Source organism: Microbulbifer sp. Q7, from assembly GCF_001639145.1.
Classification (GTDB): Bacteria; Pseudomonadota; Gammaproteobacteria; order Pseudomonadales; family Cellvibrionaceae; genus Microbulbifer.
The window spans coordinates 1406136-1422418 of record NZ_LROY01000002.1; the positions used below are offsets into that span (position 1 = coordinate 1406136).

Here is a 16283-nt window from a genome sequence, read left to right on the forward strand (position 1 = left end):
TTGGGATCAACCAATCTTGCGAATACCTACCGCCTCGCGCAGTTTCGCCAGGAAAGGAGCCGCATAGGCGCGTGCTTTTTCCGCGCCTTTTTCCAGTTCCAATTCGATCTGTGCGGGGTTGGCCAGCAGTGCTTCATAACGCTCGCGCGCCTCACCAATCTGGCCATTGATCAACTCAAACAGCTGCTTCTTGGCCTCACCCCAGGCGATGCCGTCCTCGAACGCCTGGCGCATTTCAGCAGTTTGCTCCGGGGTAGCGAATGCCTGCCAGATCTGGAATACGGTGGAGGTATCGGGGTCTTTCGGCTCACCCGGCTCCAGCAGGTTGGTCTTGATCTTGTTGATGTGCTTTTTCAGTTTTTTCTCGGGCAAAAACAGCGGGATGGTGTTGCCGTAGCTCTTGCTCATCTTGCGGCCGTCCAGCCCCTGCAATACAGCAACGTGCTCACCCACCACCGCCTCTGGCAGCACAAAGTGCTCTCCGTAGTGGTGGTTGAAGCGCGCAGCGATATCGCGCGCCATTTCAATATGCTGTATCTGGTCTTTACCCACCGGCACTTTATGGGCATTGAACATCAGGATATCCGCCGCCATCAGGATCGGGTAGCTGTACAGCCCCATGTTGATGCCGAAATCCGAGTCCTGCCCGTCGTCGCGGTTAGCGTCTACGGCCGCCTTGTAGGCGTGCGCCCTGTTCATCAGCCCCTTCGCCGTCTGGCAGGTAAGCAGCCAGGTCAGTTCGGGAATCTCCACAATATCCGACTGGCGATAGAACACGGCGTTGTCGGTATCCAGGCCCAGTGCCAGCCAGGTTGCCGCAATTTCCTGGGTGGACTGGTGCACCTGTTCCGGATCCTGGCATTTGATCAGCGCGTGGTAGTCCGCAAGAAAATAGAAAGGCTGATTATTTTCTTCCTGACTGGCGGCAATCGCCGGGCGAATGGCGCCCACGTAATTGCCCAGGTGGGGAGTACCGGTGGTAGTGATGCCGGTAAGTACGCGCTGCTTGCTCATAAATCCTAGAATTTCCGTTGTTGCTCATCATCGATCGGCGAATCCGGGCCGAATGATACCTGTTTACCGTGAGAGGTTGTACGCTCAGGGGGAATTCCCTGCGCCGCGGGCACAATCCTCCAACAGCTGGCGGTAGTCGCTGGCCATGGTTTGCCAGCTCATGTGGGTTATATCTGGCACTGCCAGCCGGGCCCCGGCCTGCACCTGCTGAGCACAGCGCATCATGGCGCTACACAGATTCGCCGCACAGGACTCTACATCTTCCGAGTAGCGCCAACCTCCACGCCCAAACCACTCGGGGTAAGCCAGGTGATCGGGCACCAGCGGTTGACAGCCGGCAGCAACAGCCTCCAGCACGGATAGCCCCTGAAAATCGTGCCGTGCGGTGGACAGTACGCCATGGCTCTGAGCCAGCAACTGGCGATACTCAGTCACACTCTCGCGATAGCCCCAGGCCCCCAACGCATCCAGCTTGCTGAGTAGCTTCCGAATATGGGCGAACTCCGACGGCTGCCGGCGGAACTGCTGTCCGACCATATGCAGCGCAAACGGGATCTGCTGGCGACCGAAGCGGCGCAGTGCCGCGAGCAGAATATCCGGGCCCTTGTCATGCTCCCAGCGGTGATTCCACACGAACGTGAGGCGTTGGCTCTTTTCTCCAGCCACATCGAACGCAGCCGTTTCCAGCGGCACCGGCAGGATGCGGGATTTATCCGCGATTTCGCGGCACACCCCGCTGGGCACCTGGTCGGGCAGTTTGTGCAGCAACACCTCTGCCCCCTCCAGCAGGGTGCGGCGGTTGTATTCGGAGTTGAATAACAGCAGATCACCACACAGCGCGGTGTAAATATTGAGCAACTGGGGTTCCACCGACGGCACCGCATCTCCGGTCACCGGGTAGTCGAACTGGTTCTCGTGGAAGTACACCACGGTGGGTACACGCCCCAGCTCCGGCACAAAACCACGCAGCGAAGCGAGGTCGGTCATCGATGTGGTCACCAGCAGGTCCCACGGCTGGCGCAAAACTGCCAGCGCGTCTCCCCTGCCCCAACTCAGACTGTTGCCGCGCACCCGCCAGCTGAAGTAACGGGGGGGCAGCGTGAGGACGGTCCACTGCCAATCGGGAATGGCGGCCACCAGACCGCGACGCCAGCGCTTGTGGCTGTCGGCATCGTATGCGGAAAGCAGAAGCACTTTCACTGCGTTATTACCTGACGAATGAGCTGTAAGAGTAGGCGCACGCTTGCAAACGGGAAGTTAGCTGAAATCCCGCAGGTTAGTGAGGCGCGCAAACAGGCTGGAAGTGTCCCAGCGACCGCCGCCCAGGGCCTGTACTTCACTGTAAAACTGGTCCACCAGCGCGGTGACCGGCAACAGGGCACCGTTGCGCTGGGCTTCGTCGAGTACTATCCCCAGGTCCTTGCGCATCCAGTCCACGGCAAAACCATGCTCGTACTCGCCCGCCAGCATGGTTTTATAGCGGTTTTCCATCTGCCAGCTTTGCGCCGCGCCCTTGGAAATCACCTCCACCACCTGCTCCGGGTCCAGACCGGCCGTGCGGGCGAAGTGCAAGCCCTCAGAGAGCCCCTGTACCAGCCCGGCGATGCAGATCTGGTTCACCATTTTGCACAGCTGACCGCTGCCGACCGGACCCAACAGGTTGACCGCCCGCGCATAGCAATCCAGCAGCGGACGCGCGCGTGCATACTCTGCCTCGGTGCCGCCCACCATGATGGTCAGAGCGCCATTTTCGGCCCCGGCCTGGCCGCCGGATACCGGCGCGTCCAGGAATCCGATTGCTTTTTCACTGGCAACCGCCGCCAGCTCGCGCGCCACATTGGCCGAAGCCGTGGTGTGATCAACAAACAAACTGCCGGCATCCATGCCCTGAAAAGCGCCGTCCGCCCCCGTGGTGACCTGACGCAGGTCATCGTCATTGCCCACGCAGGCGAACACAAATTCTGCACCCTCGGCAGCCTCTGCAGGGGTGGCGAAGGCTTTGCCCGCATACGTCGTCAGCCATTCGCTGGCGCGACTGGCGGTGCGATTGTACACGTGGACCTGATAGCCGGCTTTGGACAGGTATCCCGCCATGGGGAAACCCATTACACCGAGCCCGATAAAAGCAACTGTGGTTGTCATAAAAGATACCTGTTCAGGGTGCATCGTCACCCGCAGCGACACGATTGCGCTTCCATCACGGAAGCCGGTGACCTTCGGCGGCTCAGCTGGCGAACAATAACCAGATCAAGGCTCCACCCAGCAAAAAGCGGTAGATGGCAAAAGGTGCCATCCCGATGCGACTGATAAATTGAAGGAAAAAATGTATGCACAGATAGGCGCTGATTCCGGACAGTACAATGCCGAGGAAGATACTCCCCCAGGGCACTGAATGGGTATCCAGAAGCTCAAGCGTCAACAGTAATGCACTGAGGGCGATTACCGGAATCGACATCAAAAAAGAAAAGCGTGCGGCGGCCTCCCGCTTCATCCCCAGCATCAAGCCGGCGGTCATGGTGATCCCGGAACGGGAGGTGCCGGGAATCAGCGCAATGGCCTGGGCGGCGCCGATCATCAGCGCCTTCTTCCAGTTCAACTTGCCCAGGTCATCCCGCCGCGCACCGTGTACATCCGCCCACCACAACAGCGCGCCAAACAGAATGGTCGTGGCTGCGATCACCGCGGACGAGCGCATGTGGGTTTCAATAAAATCCTTGAACGCCAGGCCCACCAGCCCTGCGGGAATGGTAGCCAGCACAATCAGCCAGGCGAGCCGACCCTCATCACTAAACTGCCCGCTTCTGAATCCGCCCAACCCATCGCGGATCAAATGCCAGACGTCCTTGCGGAAATAGATCAGCACCGCCGTCAGGGAACCGAAATGCACGGCCACGTCAAACGCCAGCCCCTGATCCGGCCAACCGAGCACCTGATTGGGAAGAATCAGGTGCGCGGAACTGGAAATCGGAAGAAATTCCGTAATTCCCTGAATCAGGGCAAGGATAATGATCTGAAAAGTTTCCATACGGACTACTGCTTGGCCGGGGAGCGAACACCTTGCGTCCCACAGTGTTTGTTATTGAAAATGGTTTACCTTGAGGTCAGCGGTCGCGGATGCGTTCGCGTTTTTTCCAGGTCACCTCATTGCGCAAGTACGCCGGTTCAAGGTCCTGGGCAGCGACAAACTTACCGCTCGGCCAGAGACCCGCGGCCAACACCGCGATATCCTGGGCATGAATCGCAGCCTCTTCCCACACCCCCAGCGGGGTCAAAGCGGCCAGCGAAGGATACTGCCAGCCGGGGCCAGCGGCGTAGAAGGTGCATTGACCGTCGCCCGCAGGGCCGTGCCCGGCCTCTTCCAGTGCGGCAACCACCTGTTCAGGGCTTGCCACGGCATCGGGCAACAGGGCCTCACCGGGACGATCAGCGGCGTAGAGTCCCCAGTAAACCTCCTGCATCCTCGCATCCAGCGCCGGCAGCACCGGTGCCCCTTGCCAGTCCGGGTTTGCACGAATCGCGCCAGTCGCCATGGCGGCAAGACTGGAAACCGGTATCACCGGTTTGTCCGCGGCAAAGGCCAATCCCTGTACACAACTGATCGCTATGCGCAGGCCGGTGAATGAACCCGGGCCCTGGCTGACAGCCAGTGCGTCGACATCGGCCAGGCGACACCCACCATCGGCCAGTACCGCCTCCACCATGGGTAGCAGGCGACGGGTATGATCCCGCTCCGCCTTCACAAACTGTTCGGTGACTGCGCCGTCCTGGTACAGGGCCACGGAACAGGCGCCGGAAGTGGTATCAACAGCCAGAAGTTTCAATGCCATAGCTCGTGCTTAGAACGGGTGAAGAAGTGGGGACGAGGCCCGTTTCCGCGGGAAGTGTCCAAATCAGGAGGCGAATTGTGGCATGCCCAGCGACAAACGCAACCGGGGCAACTCCCGGTCCAGCGCGCAAATAAAAACCCCGGCCATTGGCCGGGGCTTCAATGCTCTGCCTGGGACACAGGCAGTGATCATTAAGATATCAGGCTTTTTTCGGTGGCCGCCCCCGGCGAGCGCCGGCTTTTTTTGCCGCTGCCTTGGGTGGCCGTCCCCGACGGGCGGACTTCTTCGGCGCAGACTTGGTGGCCTTGGTTGCCGCCTTTTTCGCTGCAGCCTTCTTCGCAGATGACTTCTTCGGTCGACCCGGCGCCTTTTTGGCAGCTTTCTTCGGGGCTTTTTTCGCAGTTGTTTTAGCGGCTGTCTTTTTTGCCGCCGACTTCTTCACCGCTTTTTTCTTGGAGGCTGCCTTTGCCGCTTTTTTCGCTTCCGCCTTGGCCTTCGCAGCGGCCTTTTTCTCTACCGCTTTGGCTTTCGCCGCGGCCTTTTTCGCCGCCGCCTTCACTTTGGCAGTCGCTTTTTTCTCCGCGGCTTTTACTTTCTTGGCATCGGCTTTGGCGCGCGCTTTTTTCCAGCGGCTTTCAAACGACTTAAGCGCCTTTGCCAGCTCCTTGTCTGCCTTGGCGGACAGCTTGTCGGCCAGTTCAGAAACCGATTTTTTAACAGACTCCTCAGCCTGACGCACTGAATCCATCGCACTGGCCTTGGCCAGCCCCACTTTGGCTTCCGCTACCTTTAAGCGCTGCTCACGCAATTTCGCGTTGGCCGAAGCCAGCGACTGCTTGGCTGCGGCAGAGCCCGTTTTCTGAACCCGCGCCCGCGCCTTGCCTACCCGGTCCAACTGGGCATCCAGTGCCTTCGCAGCGGAATCCACCGCCTTTTGTGCCTTGGCAACTACTGGTGATGTGCCAGTGCTGACCTTGGCAGCCGGTTTGGCCTTGGCTACACGCTTTGCCTTGGCCTTTTTCTTTGCGACTCGTGCCATCCCTTGTCTCCTCGTTCTCTATAGAAGAAGTCACTTTGAACACCGAAGTGTGTTCCAACCAGCAACCCGGTTCTCGCTGCTGCCGGGAATTGCAACAGCCCTCGATTTTCCACCTGGCGACGATACTTGCGGAGATCCGTAAAAAATCACCCGTTAGACGCAACTGGCAAAACCTGAGAATCGAGAGCAGCCCAGCCATTCAAAATGACACGGCTGTATCAAAGTTAATAAAAAAAGGAGGGTTTGCAAGAAAAAACAGGCAAAAAAAACCGAATTTCCAGAAAAAATTCGGTTTTTTTGTAAATGCGGGGCATTTTTAAAGAAAATGCCTCATGAAACTGGAAAAACGACCGCAGAAATTACCCGGCTTTTAAATCGGGAATGCGCTCCCGCGCAATGGCCTCGAGCATCGCGATATGATCTTCACGGGTATTGAGCGCAGGAATGTATCGGTATTCCCGGCCACCTGCATCGATAAAATTAGCGCGATTCTCTACCGCTATTTCCTCCAGCGTCTCGAGGCAGTCAGCGGCAAATGCAGGACACAGCACATCGACACTGGCAACACCGTTGCGCCCCCACTCAATCAGGGTTTTATCGGTGTAAGGCTGAAGCCACTCCGCCTTACCAAAACGCGACTGAAAGGTGATTTCCCACCGCTCCCGCGACAGACCAAGTGCTTCTGCCAACCGCTCTGCGGTACCACAGCAGTGGTGGTAATAGGGGTCTCCCTTGCGGGTGTTTGCCTTCGGGATACCGTGAAACGACATCATGAGTTTCTCTGCCTGGCCATGCTTGTGCCAGTGCTCACGTACCGAGTTCGCCAACGCCGCAATGTAACCTGGATGCTCCCAGTAATCGTGGACCACAGAAATGTCCGGCACATCGCGCGACTTCCGAATTAAGCCGGCCACCTGATCGTAAATGGCCCCGGTGGTTGTCGCCGAGTACTGGGGATAGAGCGGCACCAGAGTGAACCCCTTGGCCCCTTCCTGCCGCAACCGCGCAACGGTATCCGCCAGATTGGGCGCACCGTAAGTCATCGCGTAGGTGACGATAACGTTACCGCTTTTATTATCTCGCGCGACAGAATCAAGGGGCTGCAGCCGCGCCTGCAGCAGCTCTGCCTGCCGACGGGTGTAGAACATGATCGGGGACCCGTTTACCGCCTCCCCATCGAGGCCACTATCCCAGATTTCCGCGTAGGCCGGGGCTATGCGCTTTGGCCGCAGGGGCAGGATGAACAGGTTGAGGATCAGCTGCCACACGGGCTTCGGAATCTCTACCACTCGGGGATCGGACAAAAATTCGCGAAGAAACGCCCGCACGGCTCCGGGCGTGGGCTCTGCAGGGGTCCCCAGGTTCATCAAAATGATCGCGTGAGCCATGTTCGTTAGTACTCCTGAGCACTCGGGTATCAGATTCGGGGATGGCCAGTACTTGAAACCACCCACCGGCCGGAGTATTTCAGAAACCGGCGCAAATGTATTCAGGGGGATTTCTATCGCCTTGATAGTGAGCTGTGTCGATGGGGCCTGATGGGTGGCCACCAAAAAAGGCTCCCGAGGGAGCCTTTTTTAGAAAGAGGAGGAGAGCCGATCAGCTCAGCGCCTCCAGCACCTTCCCGCGGATATCTTCCATAGAGCCAACGCCTTCGACTTTGCTGTATTTCGGCGCGGATTCCGGCTCACGCTGCTCCAGTTCGCGGTAAAAACCGACCAGAGGCTCAGTTTGCTCGTGATAAATTGACAGACGGTTGCGCACGGTCTCTTCCGTGTCGTCAGCGCGCTGAACCAGGGGCTCACCGGTGACGTCGTCGACACCCTCATTTTTCGGGGCATTGTAGATCAGGTGATACACCCGACCCGAGCCTTCGTGAACACGACGGCCAGACAGGCGCTTCACGATTTCCTCATCGTCCACGGCAATCTCCAGCACGTGGTCAATGGATACCTCAGCGTCCAACATGGCCTGTGCCTGGGGAATGGTGCGCGGGAAGCCATCGAACAGGAAACCATTCGCACAGTCAGGTTCGGCGATACGTTCCTTGACCAGCGCGATAATCAAATCGTCAGAAACCAGCTTGCCGGCTGCCATAATGTCTTTGGCCTGCAATCCCAGCGGGGTACCCGCCTTTACCGCGGCGCGGAGCATATCGCCGGTGGAAATCTGAGGAATTCCAAACTTCTCGGTGATGAACTGGGCCTGGGTGCCCTTACCTGCGCCCGGAGCGCCCAGAAGTATGATTCGCATAAACAGATAATCTCCAGATCATGCCGAGGCGCAGCGCAGTCATTGCGGCGGGCCACCGTAAAAAGATCGCTACCTTACACTCTGCCCCAAAACAGAACAAGTGCGCATGTGGTCTGGCCGAATTCAGTAATTTTTTTACACAATTCTGCGGATTTTCGGCCAGTTACCGATTTTTCCCCTATTTTGCCCCGTCCCTGGCAGGCTGACCGCCGCCCGGGCCACCACCGGCTAACCTTTGGACGCTTCCCACAGTCGATCCAGCTCCTCCAGGGAAACGTCCGACGGCTGCTGATCCCGCGCCTTCAGTGCCGCCTCTACCGCGCCAAAGCGCTGCTCGAACTTGCGGTTGCACTGGCGCAGGGCCACCTCGGGGTCTTCCTTTATATGCCGCGCCAGATTTACGCAGGAAAACAGTAGATCCCCAAGCTCCTCCCTCGCGTGATCGCGGTTACCGGAATCAATGGCCTCACGCAGCTCGCGGAGCTCCTCCTCCACTTTCGCCAGTACCCCATCGATTTCCGGCCAGTCGAAGCCTACCTGGGCAGCGCGCTTTTGCAGTTTCGCGGCCCGCGTGAGTGCCGGCAGGCCAACCGCGACCCCGTCCAGAACCCCCTTCTCGCCTTTAACCTGCCGCTCCTCGGCCTTGATCGCCTCCCAGTTGGCTTTGACCTGCTGCTCGTCAATAGGGCCACGCGGTGCGTCATCACGCCCGTCGCTATAAAGTTGCCCAGAGGGGAATACGTGCGGGTGGCGCCGGACCAGTTTTCGCACCAGGGTATCGACAATCCGGGAGAAGTCGAAATGCCCCTCTTCACGGCCAAGCTGGGCATAGAAAATCACCTGAAACAGCAGGTCGCCAAGCTCCTCGTGCAGGTGCTCAAAATCCTCCTTCTCGATCGCTTCTGCGACCTCGTAGGCTTCTTCGATGGTCGAGGGAACGATGGTGGCAAAGGTCTGCTTCAGGTCCCAGGGGCAACCCCCATCGGGGTTGCGCAGTTGCGACATCAGGTATTGCAGATCTTCGACGGTGTAGGTTTCTTTCATCATGACCACTCAGTGGCTGCCTCAGTGAAGAATACGCCGCTTGGCCGACGCCACGTTGGGAAGCTGGTTGATCCGGTGCAACACATGACTCAGCTCCTCAAAGTTATGAATCTCTGCGGTAATGACCATATCCACCGTGTGCTTGTGCTTGTTGGAGTGCGTCTGCATCGCGGTAATATTGATACGCTGACTGTCCAGCATGGTGGTCACATCCCGCAGCAGGCCATGACGGTCGTATGCCTCCACCATGATTTCCACGGCGTAGACTTCCGTGGGCTTTTCCGCCCACTCCACCTGAAGGATACGCTCCGGTTCATCCGACTGCATACGCAGCATATTGGCGCAATCTTTCCGGTGAATGGAAACACCGCGTCCCTGGGTTATGTAGCCCATAATTTCATCGCCGGGCACTGGATTACAGCAGCGTGCGATCTGGGTAAGCAGGTTGCCCACGCCATCAATGTACACATCCGCATGACCATCCCGCGCCACCGGCGCGGTCAAAGAAGGCACCGGCTCACCCTGCTCCACTTTCACCATGCGCTGGGCGGCGTTCAACACCTGGCCGACGCCTACATCGCCCGCGCCCACCGCCGCATACAGGTCATCAAGAGAGTGCATGTTCAGTTTTTTCGCCAGCTTTTCAAAATCAAAATCGGCCAGCGCCAGCTGCTTGAATTCCCCATCGAGGATAGTGCGACCTTCAGCAATATTCTGGTCCCGCGCCTGCTGCTTGAACCAGTGAATGACCTTTGCCCGAGCCCGGGAAGTGGTGATATAGCCCATGCTGCGGGAAATCCAGTCGCGACTGGGCGCTTCGCGCTTGCCGGTGAGGATTTCAACCTGATTCGCGGTCTGCAACTCATGGTTGAGCGGCACTATTCGCCCATCCACCTTGGCGCCGCGACAGCGATGGCCGATCTCGGTGTGGATCCTGTAGGCGAAATCCAGCGGCGTTGCGCCGCGGGGCAAATCCACCACATGCCCGTCCGGAGTAAACACATAAATGCGGGTATCGACATCGCTGGCCTGCAAGTCTTCCTGCAGCGGATTCCCGCCCACTTCCTCATGCCAGTCGAGCACCTGACGTAGCCAGGAAATTTTCTGCTCGTAGCCGTCCTGACCATCCAGCTGCCCGGATTTTTTATCGGTACCCTTGTAGCGCCAGTGGGCGCAGACACCGTACTCGGCCTCCTCGTGCATGGCGAAGGTGCGAATCTGCACCTCCAGCACCTTGCGGTCGGGGCCGATCACCGCTGTATGCAGTGATCGGTAACCGTTGTCTTTGGGAGAAGCAATGTAATCATCAAATTCATTGGGAATATTGCGCCACAGGTTGTGCACGATACCCAGCACGGCGTAACAGTCGCGCACCGTGGGCACCAGAATCCGGACGGCGCGGATGTCATAGACCTGGGAGAAGCCGATATTTTTCCGGCGCATCTTTCGCCAGATACTGTAAATATGCTTGGCGCGGCCGAACACTTCCCCTTCAATTTCCGCCTTGGCCAGTTCGTTGCGCAACAGGCTCAAAACATCGTCGATATAGTCCTGACGTGCCAGACGCTTTTCGTCCAGCAGGCGGGCAATCTGCATGTAGTCGTCGGGTTCCAGGTAGCGAAACGCCAGATCCTCCAGCTCCCACTTGATATGCCCGATACCCAGCCGGTGCGCCAGTGGTGCATAGACGTCGGCGACTTCTCTCGCCACACGCCGGCGCTTGGCTTCGTCCGCCTTTTTCGATGCGCGAATCGCACAAGTGCGCTCCGCCAGCTTGATCAGCGCCACGCGCACATCATCCACCAGCGCCACCAGCATACGGCGAATATTTTCCGAGTGCTCTTCGACCGCGCCACGCTGTTTTTCTTCGCCAGTATCCGCGGTGCGACTGCGGATAACCGCCATCTGTAACACACCGCGAATCAGTTTGGCGATGGTCTCACCCATCTCCTCAGAGACGGTTTTCAACGACAGCCGTTTCTCGCGAACGGCACGGTAGAGCATGGCGGCACAAAGGGCTTCGCCATCAATTTGCAGGTCCGCAAGAATCTCCACCATCTCGAGGCCGGTGAGGAAACTACTGGTACCTTCTGCCCAGATATTTTCGGCATCGATGGCCTTCTGCTCCGCGTCCTCGCTCATTTCGACGGCCTTGCGCAGGGTCACCAGGGTGCCCCCGTCGAGCTTTGCCATCGCCTGAATATGGCGCAGCCAGGCCTCCCGATCGAGGGTGCCGTCGGCTAGTCGCGGATAGTTTTTTCTGACTTGTACCAATGTATTAACTCGCGGTCAGAACATAAGGAAATTGGTCATTGATTGTGTGCAGCGCCTCTCAGCCGGGCGCTTGCGCATCGGAAAATAGTCCCGAGGACAAATACCGATCCCCGCGATCGCAAATGATGGCGACGATGGTGGCATTCTCCACGGTCTCGGATACCCGCAAGGCACCGGCAACCGCGCCCCCGGAGGAGACACCACAAAATATCCCCTCCTCCCGCGCCAAGCGACGGGCCATGTCCTCGGCTTCTCGCTGACTGATATCCATCACCTGGTCCACTTCTTCCGGCACAAAGATCTTGGGCAGATAGGCCTGCGGCCAACGGCGAATGCCGGGAATGGCCGAGCCCTCGGTGGGCTGCAGGCCGATAATCTGGATTTCCGGATTCTGCTGTTTGAGGTATCGGCCACAGCCCATGATGGTGCCCGTAGTCCCCATGGAGGAAATAAAGTGGGTAATCTCACCAGCGGTCTGCCGCCAGATTTCCGGCCCGGTGGTTTCAATATGCGCAGTGGGATTATCCAGGTTGGAAAACTGATCCAGTACCAGGCCCTGGCCCTCTTCCTGCATTTGCAGTGCCAAGTCCCGTGCCCCTTCCATCCCCTGTTCGGCGGTGACCAGAATCAGCTCAGCGCCATACGCGGCCATGGATGCCTTGCGCTCGTCGGTCGCGGTTTCCGGCATGATCAGTATCAGCCGATAGCCCTTGATGGCCGCGGCCATGGCCAGAGCAATACCGGTGTTGCCGCTGGTGGCCTCTATCAAGGTATCGCCGGGACGAATCTGACCGCGCTGTTCCGCGCGGCTGATCATCGATAGTGCCGGGCGATCCTTCACCGAGCCGGCGGGGTTGTTCCCCTCCAGCTTGAGCAGGATGGTATTGGAGGTAGTGCCCTGCAGGCGCTGCAATCGCACCAGCGGCGTATTGCCAACGCAATCGGCAATAGTGGGATATTCCATAGTCAACATCGGTTCTTTCTGGAAACGCGGGCGCACATTCTACCCCTGAAGCCACCATGGCTGCGAATTCAGCACGTCGGTGCGCGGTAGAATCAACGCAGAAACCCGACATTCCGGGGTGGTATCTGTGGCCAACAGGGGTAGAATCGGACAAAAATAACACAGCATTGACCTCTGCCATGGCCAAACTCCCGCACCAAGACTTCAGCACCGCCCCGCAGACGCCTGCGGCTGACGGTCCCAGCGGGAGACGCCCCCGCCGAAAACTGTCCCTGCGGGCCATTCTGTTCCGCTACACCATGGCGCCCGCCTTGATCCTGTCACTGTTGCTTTCCCTGCTGTTCACACTGCAGCAAATGAATGATCGCCGTGACCTGTTACTCGGTCATGGTCGCGCCAGCGCGGAACAACTGGTAGAACTGATTCACCTCAGCGAGGGCCACTCGTTTGAAGATCGTATCCAGTGGCTCGACAAAAGCCTGATGGCACTGATGCTCGAGCGGGACATGATCCGCTCTGTACAGCTGTATCGCGCGGACCGCAACAGCGAGGGAAAAGAAGAGTTCAAGCTGATTTCCAGTGTTGGGCCCCGCCCGCGCACCGAATTCACTGCCGACCAGCTCAGTGGCAAGCCCGCCCATGTGTACGAGGACCTGCAAAGCCTCACAGTACTGCACCCCTTGCGTGGAGAAAACACCAATTGCTGGCTCAGTATCGAGCTTCACCGTCCCTATTTCCTGGTGGGCACCTACCAGGTGGCGCTGGTAGGTCTCCTTGGTCTCATCGTTTGCGCGCTGATCGCGCTGGTGTGGGCGGTGATGCTGTCGGAGCGGGCCTCACACAGCCTGGAGCGGTTCAAACTTTCCCTGCGCACCATTGGCCAGGGGCAATTCAACGCGCGCACCACTGATTCCCGCAATCAGGAGCTTTCGCAATTGGCGGAGGAAATCAACCTGATGGCGGAAAACCTGTCCGAGTTTCACCGCGACTACCAGGACAGCCTGCAACAGTCCATGGAAGACCTGCGCCAATCACTGGACTCCATGGAAGAACAGAACATTGAGCTGGAACTTGCGCGTAAAAAGGCGGTTGAAAACAGTCGGATAAAATCTACCTTTCTGGCCAATACCAGCCACGAAATCCGCACGCCGCTCAACGGCATTATTGGCTTTACTAACCTTTTGCTGAAAACCGAGGTCGACCAGCTCCAGCAGGACTACCTGCAGACCATCCTGCGTTCCGCCGAGAGCCTGCTTACCACGATCAACGATGTGCTGGATTTCTCGCGTATCGAGTCCGGTAATCTGGTGCTGGACCATACCCCAATGAACCTGGGCCAGGTGCTGGAAGAAACCCTGCAGATCCTCGCGCCCTACGGTTATGAGCACAACCTGGAACTGGTGCCTTTTATCGACCCGCAGCTGCCCCCCTCCCAGATTGGCGACCCCCTGCGCATCAAACAGGTGTTCACCAATCTGGTGAGCACCGCCATTCGCTGCTCGGAAAACGGCAGTATCCCGGTGCGCATTACCGTGCAAAGCGGTAAGGAATCGGAACTCACCGTGCGTATCGTTATCGTGGATAACGGCGCACGCTGCGATGAACAGGGGCGCAGGGAGCTCAAACAGCTGCTCGGTAAAAATCCGCCCCAGCAGATGACCAGCAACGCCATGGGCCTGGGGATCGCGCGCAGTCTGGTTGAATCCATGAACGGCGATCTCTCCATCGAGGAAAACGATCAGGGAGGCTGCGCCTACTGGGTACAGCTGCCACTGACCATCGACCGCAACCGAACCAGTGTCGCTCGCGAGCAGTTCCCCGGAAGCCGCCTGCTACTGGTGGACCCCAACCCCATGACGCGGCAACAGGTGAGCCAACAGCTGAAACACTGGCAGGCGGAACCCCTGGAGCACTGCGAAGGTGAGAATCTGGTGCCCAGCGTAGAGCAGATGTGGCGCCACGACGCCATGCCCGATGCACTGGTCGTCGATACCGCCATCGCCGGCGAAGACGTCGAGGGGTTTATTGCGACCGTGCAACAATTGGTGGATACCTACCAATGTCGGGTCATCGTGCAGGGCTCCCCGGTGGATTTACGGCGCTGTTATGACGCACTGCGCACGCGGGTTCTGGCATTTCTCGGCAAACCCGTAAGCCGCGATGGGCTCATGCGCGCATTGAAACGGGCCCTCCCCCACCAGGCTCAATCCCGGCCACAGAGCGGCAGCGCCGCCAGCCTTCCCTGGCCGGCCAGGCCACGGGTGCTTGCCGTCGATGACTACGAAGCGAACCGGCTGTTGATGAGCGAATTCTTGCGGTCACAGAATGTTGAGGTCGTTCTGGCTTCCAGCGGCGAAGAGGCCTTCGAGCTCTGGCGGGAGCAGCACTTCGATATGATTTTCATGGATATTCAGATGCCGGGGATGGATGGCATTGCCACCACCCAACGCATTCGCGGCGAGGAATCTGGCCGGCGCACCCCCATCATTGCACTTACTGCTCATGTGGGGACCGAGGAGAAATCTCGCCTGCTCAGTGCCGGCCTCGATGATTACCTGAGCAAGCCCGTTAGCGAAGTCCAGCTCACCCACACGGTGAAGCGCTGGATGGAGGTCAATGTGCCGATGGATGCCGATACAATAAACACGGTTGCCGGCCCCCGCCTGGTGGATATCGGTGAGAGCCTTAATCTCGCCAACCAGGACCCCGGGCTCGCTCGCGATCTGTTGCGGATGCTACTGAAAGGCCTGCACGATGACGAACAGGAGCTCGCGCGCGTTTACCGCGACGGCGACTTCAAGGCACTGTTCGAGCGTATACACCGCCTTCACGGAGGCTGCTGCTACTGTGGCGTGCCGAGACTGCGGGCCGCCTCCGAACACCTGCAGGAACTGCTGCGCCCCGTACTGGAGCACGGGGAAGACGGTATCGACGGCGCGGCTCTTGAAAGTGCGTTCGAGGCGGTGCGCAGGGAAATCCGCAGTTTGCGGGACTGGGCGGCAGAACAGGATCTGGAAGCCCTGTTTGGTGTTGAGAGCGAGCTGCCGGGCAGCAGCGAGACGTTAGCCACCTGACGCCTGCGGACCAGTGCCTGCCGTCAACCTTCGCTGTAGACCTGGCGAAAAAGTTCGCGACTTTTCAGGGGGCGATTTCCCAACAGGGGCTGCAGCAATTGTCGGGTGAGTCGCTTGGCCGCGGCCAGAACATCCGGCGGCGGTGAACTCTCCCCCTCCCCGGCCGAATTCAGTAACTGTGACAGAGTGAGAAGGTGTGCACCGGAGAAGTCGGCGCTGCGCAACGCCTGCCCGGCCGGCACCACCACTGGCACAAAGCCATCTTCGGCGGTCAGCCGATACACCGCATCCGCTCGCACGGCTCCGTGGTCGCGCGGGCTATAGGCGAGATCCGGGCAGCTCCCCAATGACCGCAGCACATTCAGTTCAAACATCCGCAGGGGCAATTCCAGCTCCGCGCTGTGATCCCCGGAGGCGCCCGCCAGCGCACCCAGTAACTGCTGATAGCCGGCAAAGATCGCGAGAAATCCTTCCCCCTCCGGCAACAAACGCACCAGTAATTCATTGGCGTAGAGGCCAGCGTAGACGGCGCGACCCTTCAGCCACGCGGGCTGACCGGCACTTTCCAGCGGACCAAGTGTTTTAAGGTCGTGACGCCCGAGCAGGGTCACTAACAGGGGGGAAAACGGTTGCAGGGCGCTCTGGCGGCGCTGCTTGTCACGCCGGGCGCCCTTTGCAATACAGGCGATGCGCCCAAAGTCGGGGGTCAGCAGCTCCAGAATCAGGCTGGAATCACGGAAAGGCCGGGAGTGCAGAATGTACGCCGGTTGCGGAGGCAGCTGCTGCACGGTGGT

Annotated in this window: 14 protein-coding genes; 2 read left to right on the plus strand and 12 right to left on the minus strand. The window is 58.9% G+C overall.

Going from position 1 to position 16283, the window contains the following annotated elements; genetic code table 11:
- Window positions 1-6: 6 nt before the first annotated feature.
- From AU182_RS11565 to AU182_RS16675, 6 genes are all read right to left on the minus strand, one after another.
- Window positions 7-1014 carry a tryptophan--tRNA ligase gene (locus AU182_RS11565; RefSeq protein ID WP_066965199.1) on the minus strand — a complete coding sequence of 336 codons (1008 nt, stop codon included), beginning with the start codon at window positions 1012-1014 and terminating at the stop codon, window positions 7-9.
- An 84-nt stretch (window positions 1015-1098) separates the two neighbouring features.
- Entirely contained in the window at window positions 1099-2214 is a 1116-nt protein-coding gene (locus AU182_RS11570; protein ID WP_066965202.1) for a DUF3524 domain-containing protein, read from the minus strand.
- A gap of 57 nt (window positions 2215-2271) precedes the next feature.
- Entirely contained in the window at window positions 2272-3156 is an 885-nt protein-coding gene (locus AU182_RS11575; RefSeq protein WP_066965204.1) for an NAD(P)-dependent oxidoreductase, read from the minus strand.
- A gap of 82 nt (window positions 3157-3238) precedes the next feature.
- Window positions 3239-4039 (minus strand): undecaprenyl-diphosphate phosphatase, encoded by an 801-nt coding sequence (locus AU182_RS11580; protein ID WP_066965208.1) that lies wholly within the window; start codon window positions 4037-4039, stop codon window positions 3239-3241.
- A gap of 76 nt (window positions 4040-4115) precedes the next feature.
- The gene (tsaB, locus tag AU182_RS11585) at window positions 4116-4841 is read right to left on the minus strand and encodes a tRNA (adenosine(37)-N6)-threonylcarbamoyltransferase complex dimerization subunit type 1 TsaB (protein WP_066965210.1); all 726 of its coding nucleotides are present in this window, start codon (window positions 4839-4841) and stop codon (window positions 4116-4118) included.
- Window positions 4842-5040: 199 nt separating this feature from the next.
- On the minus strand, window positions 5041-5880 hold the full coding sequence (locus tag AU182_RS16675; protein WP_066965213.1) for a hypothetical protein: 840 nt from the start codon (window positions 5878-5880) through the stop codon (window positions 5041-5043).
- A 35-nt stretch (window positions 5881-5915) separates the two neighbouring features.
- Between AU182_RS16675 and AU182_RS16560 the strand changes: the two genes are divergently transcribed.
- A complete protein-coding gene (locus AU182_RS16560; protein ID WP_153039216.1) occupies window positions 5916-6200 on the plus strand; it encodes a hypothetical protein in 285 nt (94 codons plus the stop codon).
- A 39-nt stretch (window positions 6201-6239) separates the two neighbouring features.
- Here the strand turns inward: AU182_RS16560 and hemH are convergent, their stop codons facing one another.
- From hemH to cysM, 5 genes are all read right to left on the minus strand, one after another.
- The gene (hemH, locus tag AU182_RS11595) at window positions 6240-7268 is read right to left on the minus strand and encodes a ferrochelatase (RefSeq protein WP_066965218.1); all 1029 of its coding nucleotides are present in this window, start codon (window positions 7266-7268) and stop codon (window positions 6240-6242) included.
- A gap of 211 nt (window positions 7269-7479) precedes the next feature.
- On the minus strand, window positions 7480-8133 hold the full coding sequence (gene adk / locus AU182_RS11600; protein WP_066965221.1) for an adenylate kinase: 654 nt from the start codon (window positions 8131-8133) through the stop codon (window positions 7480-7482).
- 228 nt (window positions 8134-8361) lie between these two features.
- On the minus strand, window positions 8362-9177 hold the full coding sequence (gene mazG, locus AU182_RS11605) for a nucleoside triphosphate pyrophosphohydrolase (protein WP_066968012.1): 816 nt from the start codon (window positions 9175-9177) through the stop codon (window positions 8362-8364).
- Window positions 9178-9198: 21 nt separating this feature from the next.
- The gene (gene relA / locus AU182_RS11610; protein ID WP_066965224.1) at window positions 9199-11451 is read right to left on the minus strand and encodes a GTP diphosphokinase; all 2253 of its coding nucleotides are present in this window, start codon (window positions 11449-11451) and stop codon (window positions 9199-9201) included.
- A gap of 58 nt (window positions 11452-11509) precedes the next feature.
- On the minus strand, window positions 11510-12421 hold the full coding sequence (gene cysM / locus AU182_RS11615) for a cysteine synthase CysM (RefSeq protein ID WP_304439097.1): 912 nt from the start codon (window positions 12419-12421) through the stop codon (window positions 11510-11512).
- Window positions 12422-12594: 173 nt separating this feature from the next.
- Between cysM and AU182_RS11620 the strand changes: the two genes are divergently transcribed.
- Window positions 12595-15489, plus strand: a complete 2895-nt coding sequence (locus tag AU182_RS11620; protein ID WP_227718237.1) for a response regulator — start codon at window positions 12595-12597, stop codon at window positions 15487-15489.
- Between the two features lie 23 nt (window positions 15490-15512).
- Here the strand turns inward: AU182_RS11620 and recO are convergent, their stop codons facing one another.
- Window positions 15513-16277 (minus strand): DNA repair protein RecO, encoded by a 765-nt coding sequence (gene recO, locus AU182_RS11625; RefSeq protein ID WP_227718238.1) that lies wholly within the window; start codon window positions 16275-16277, stop codon window positions 15513-15515.
- Between the last annotated feature and the right edge of the window lie 6 nt (window positions 16278-16283).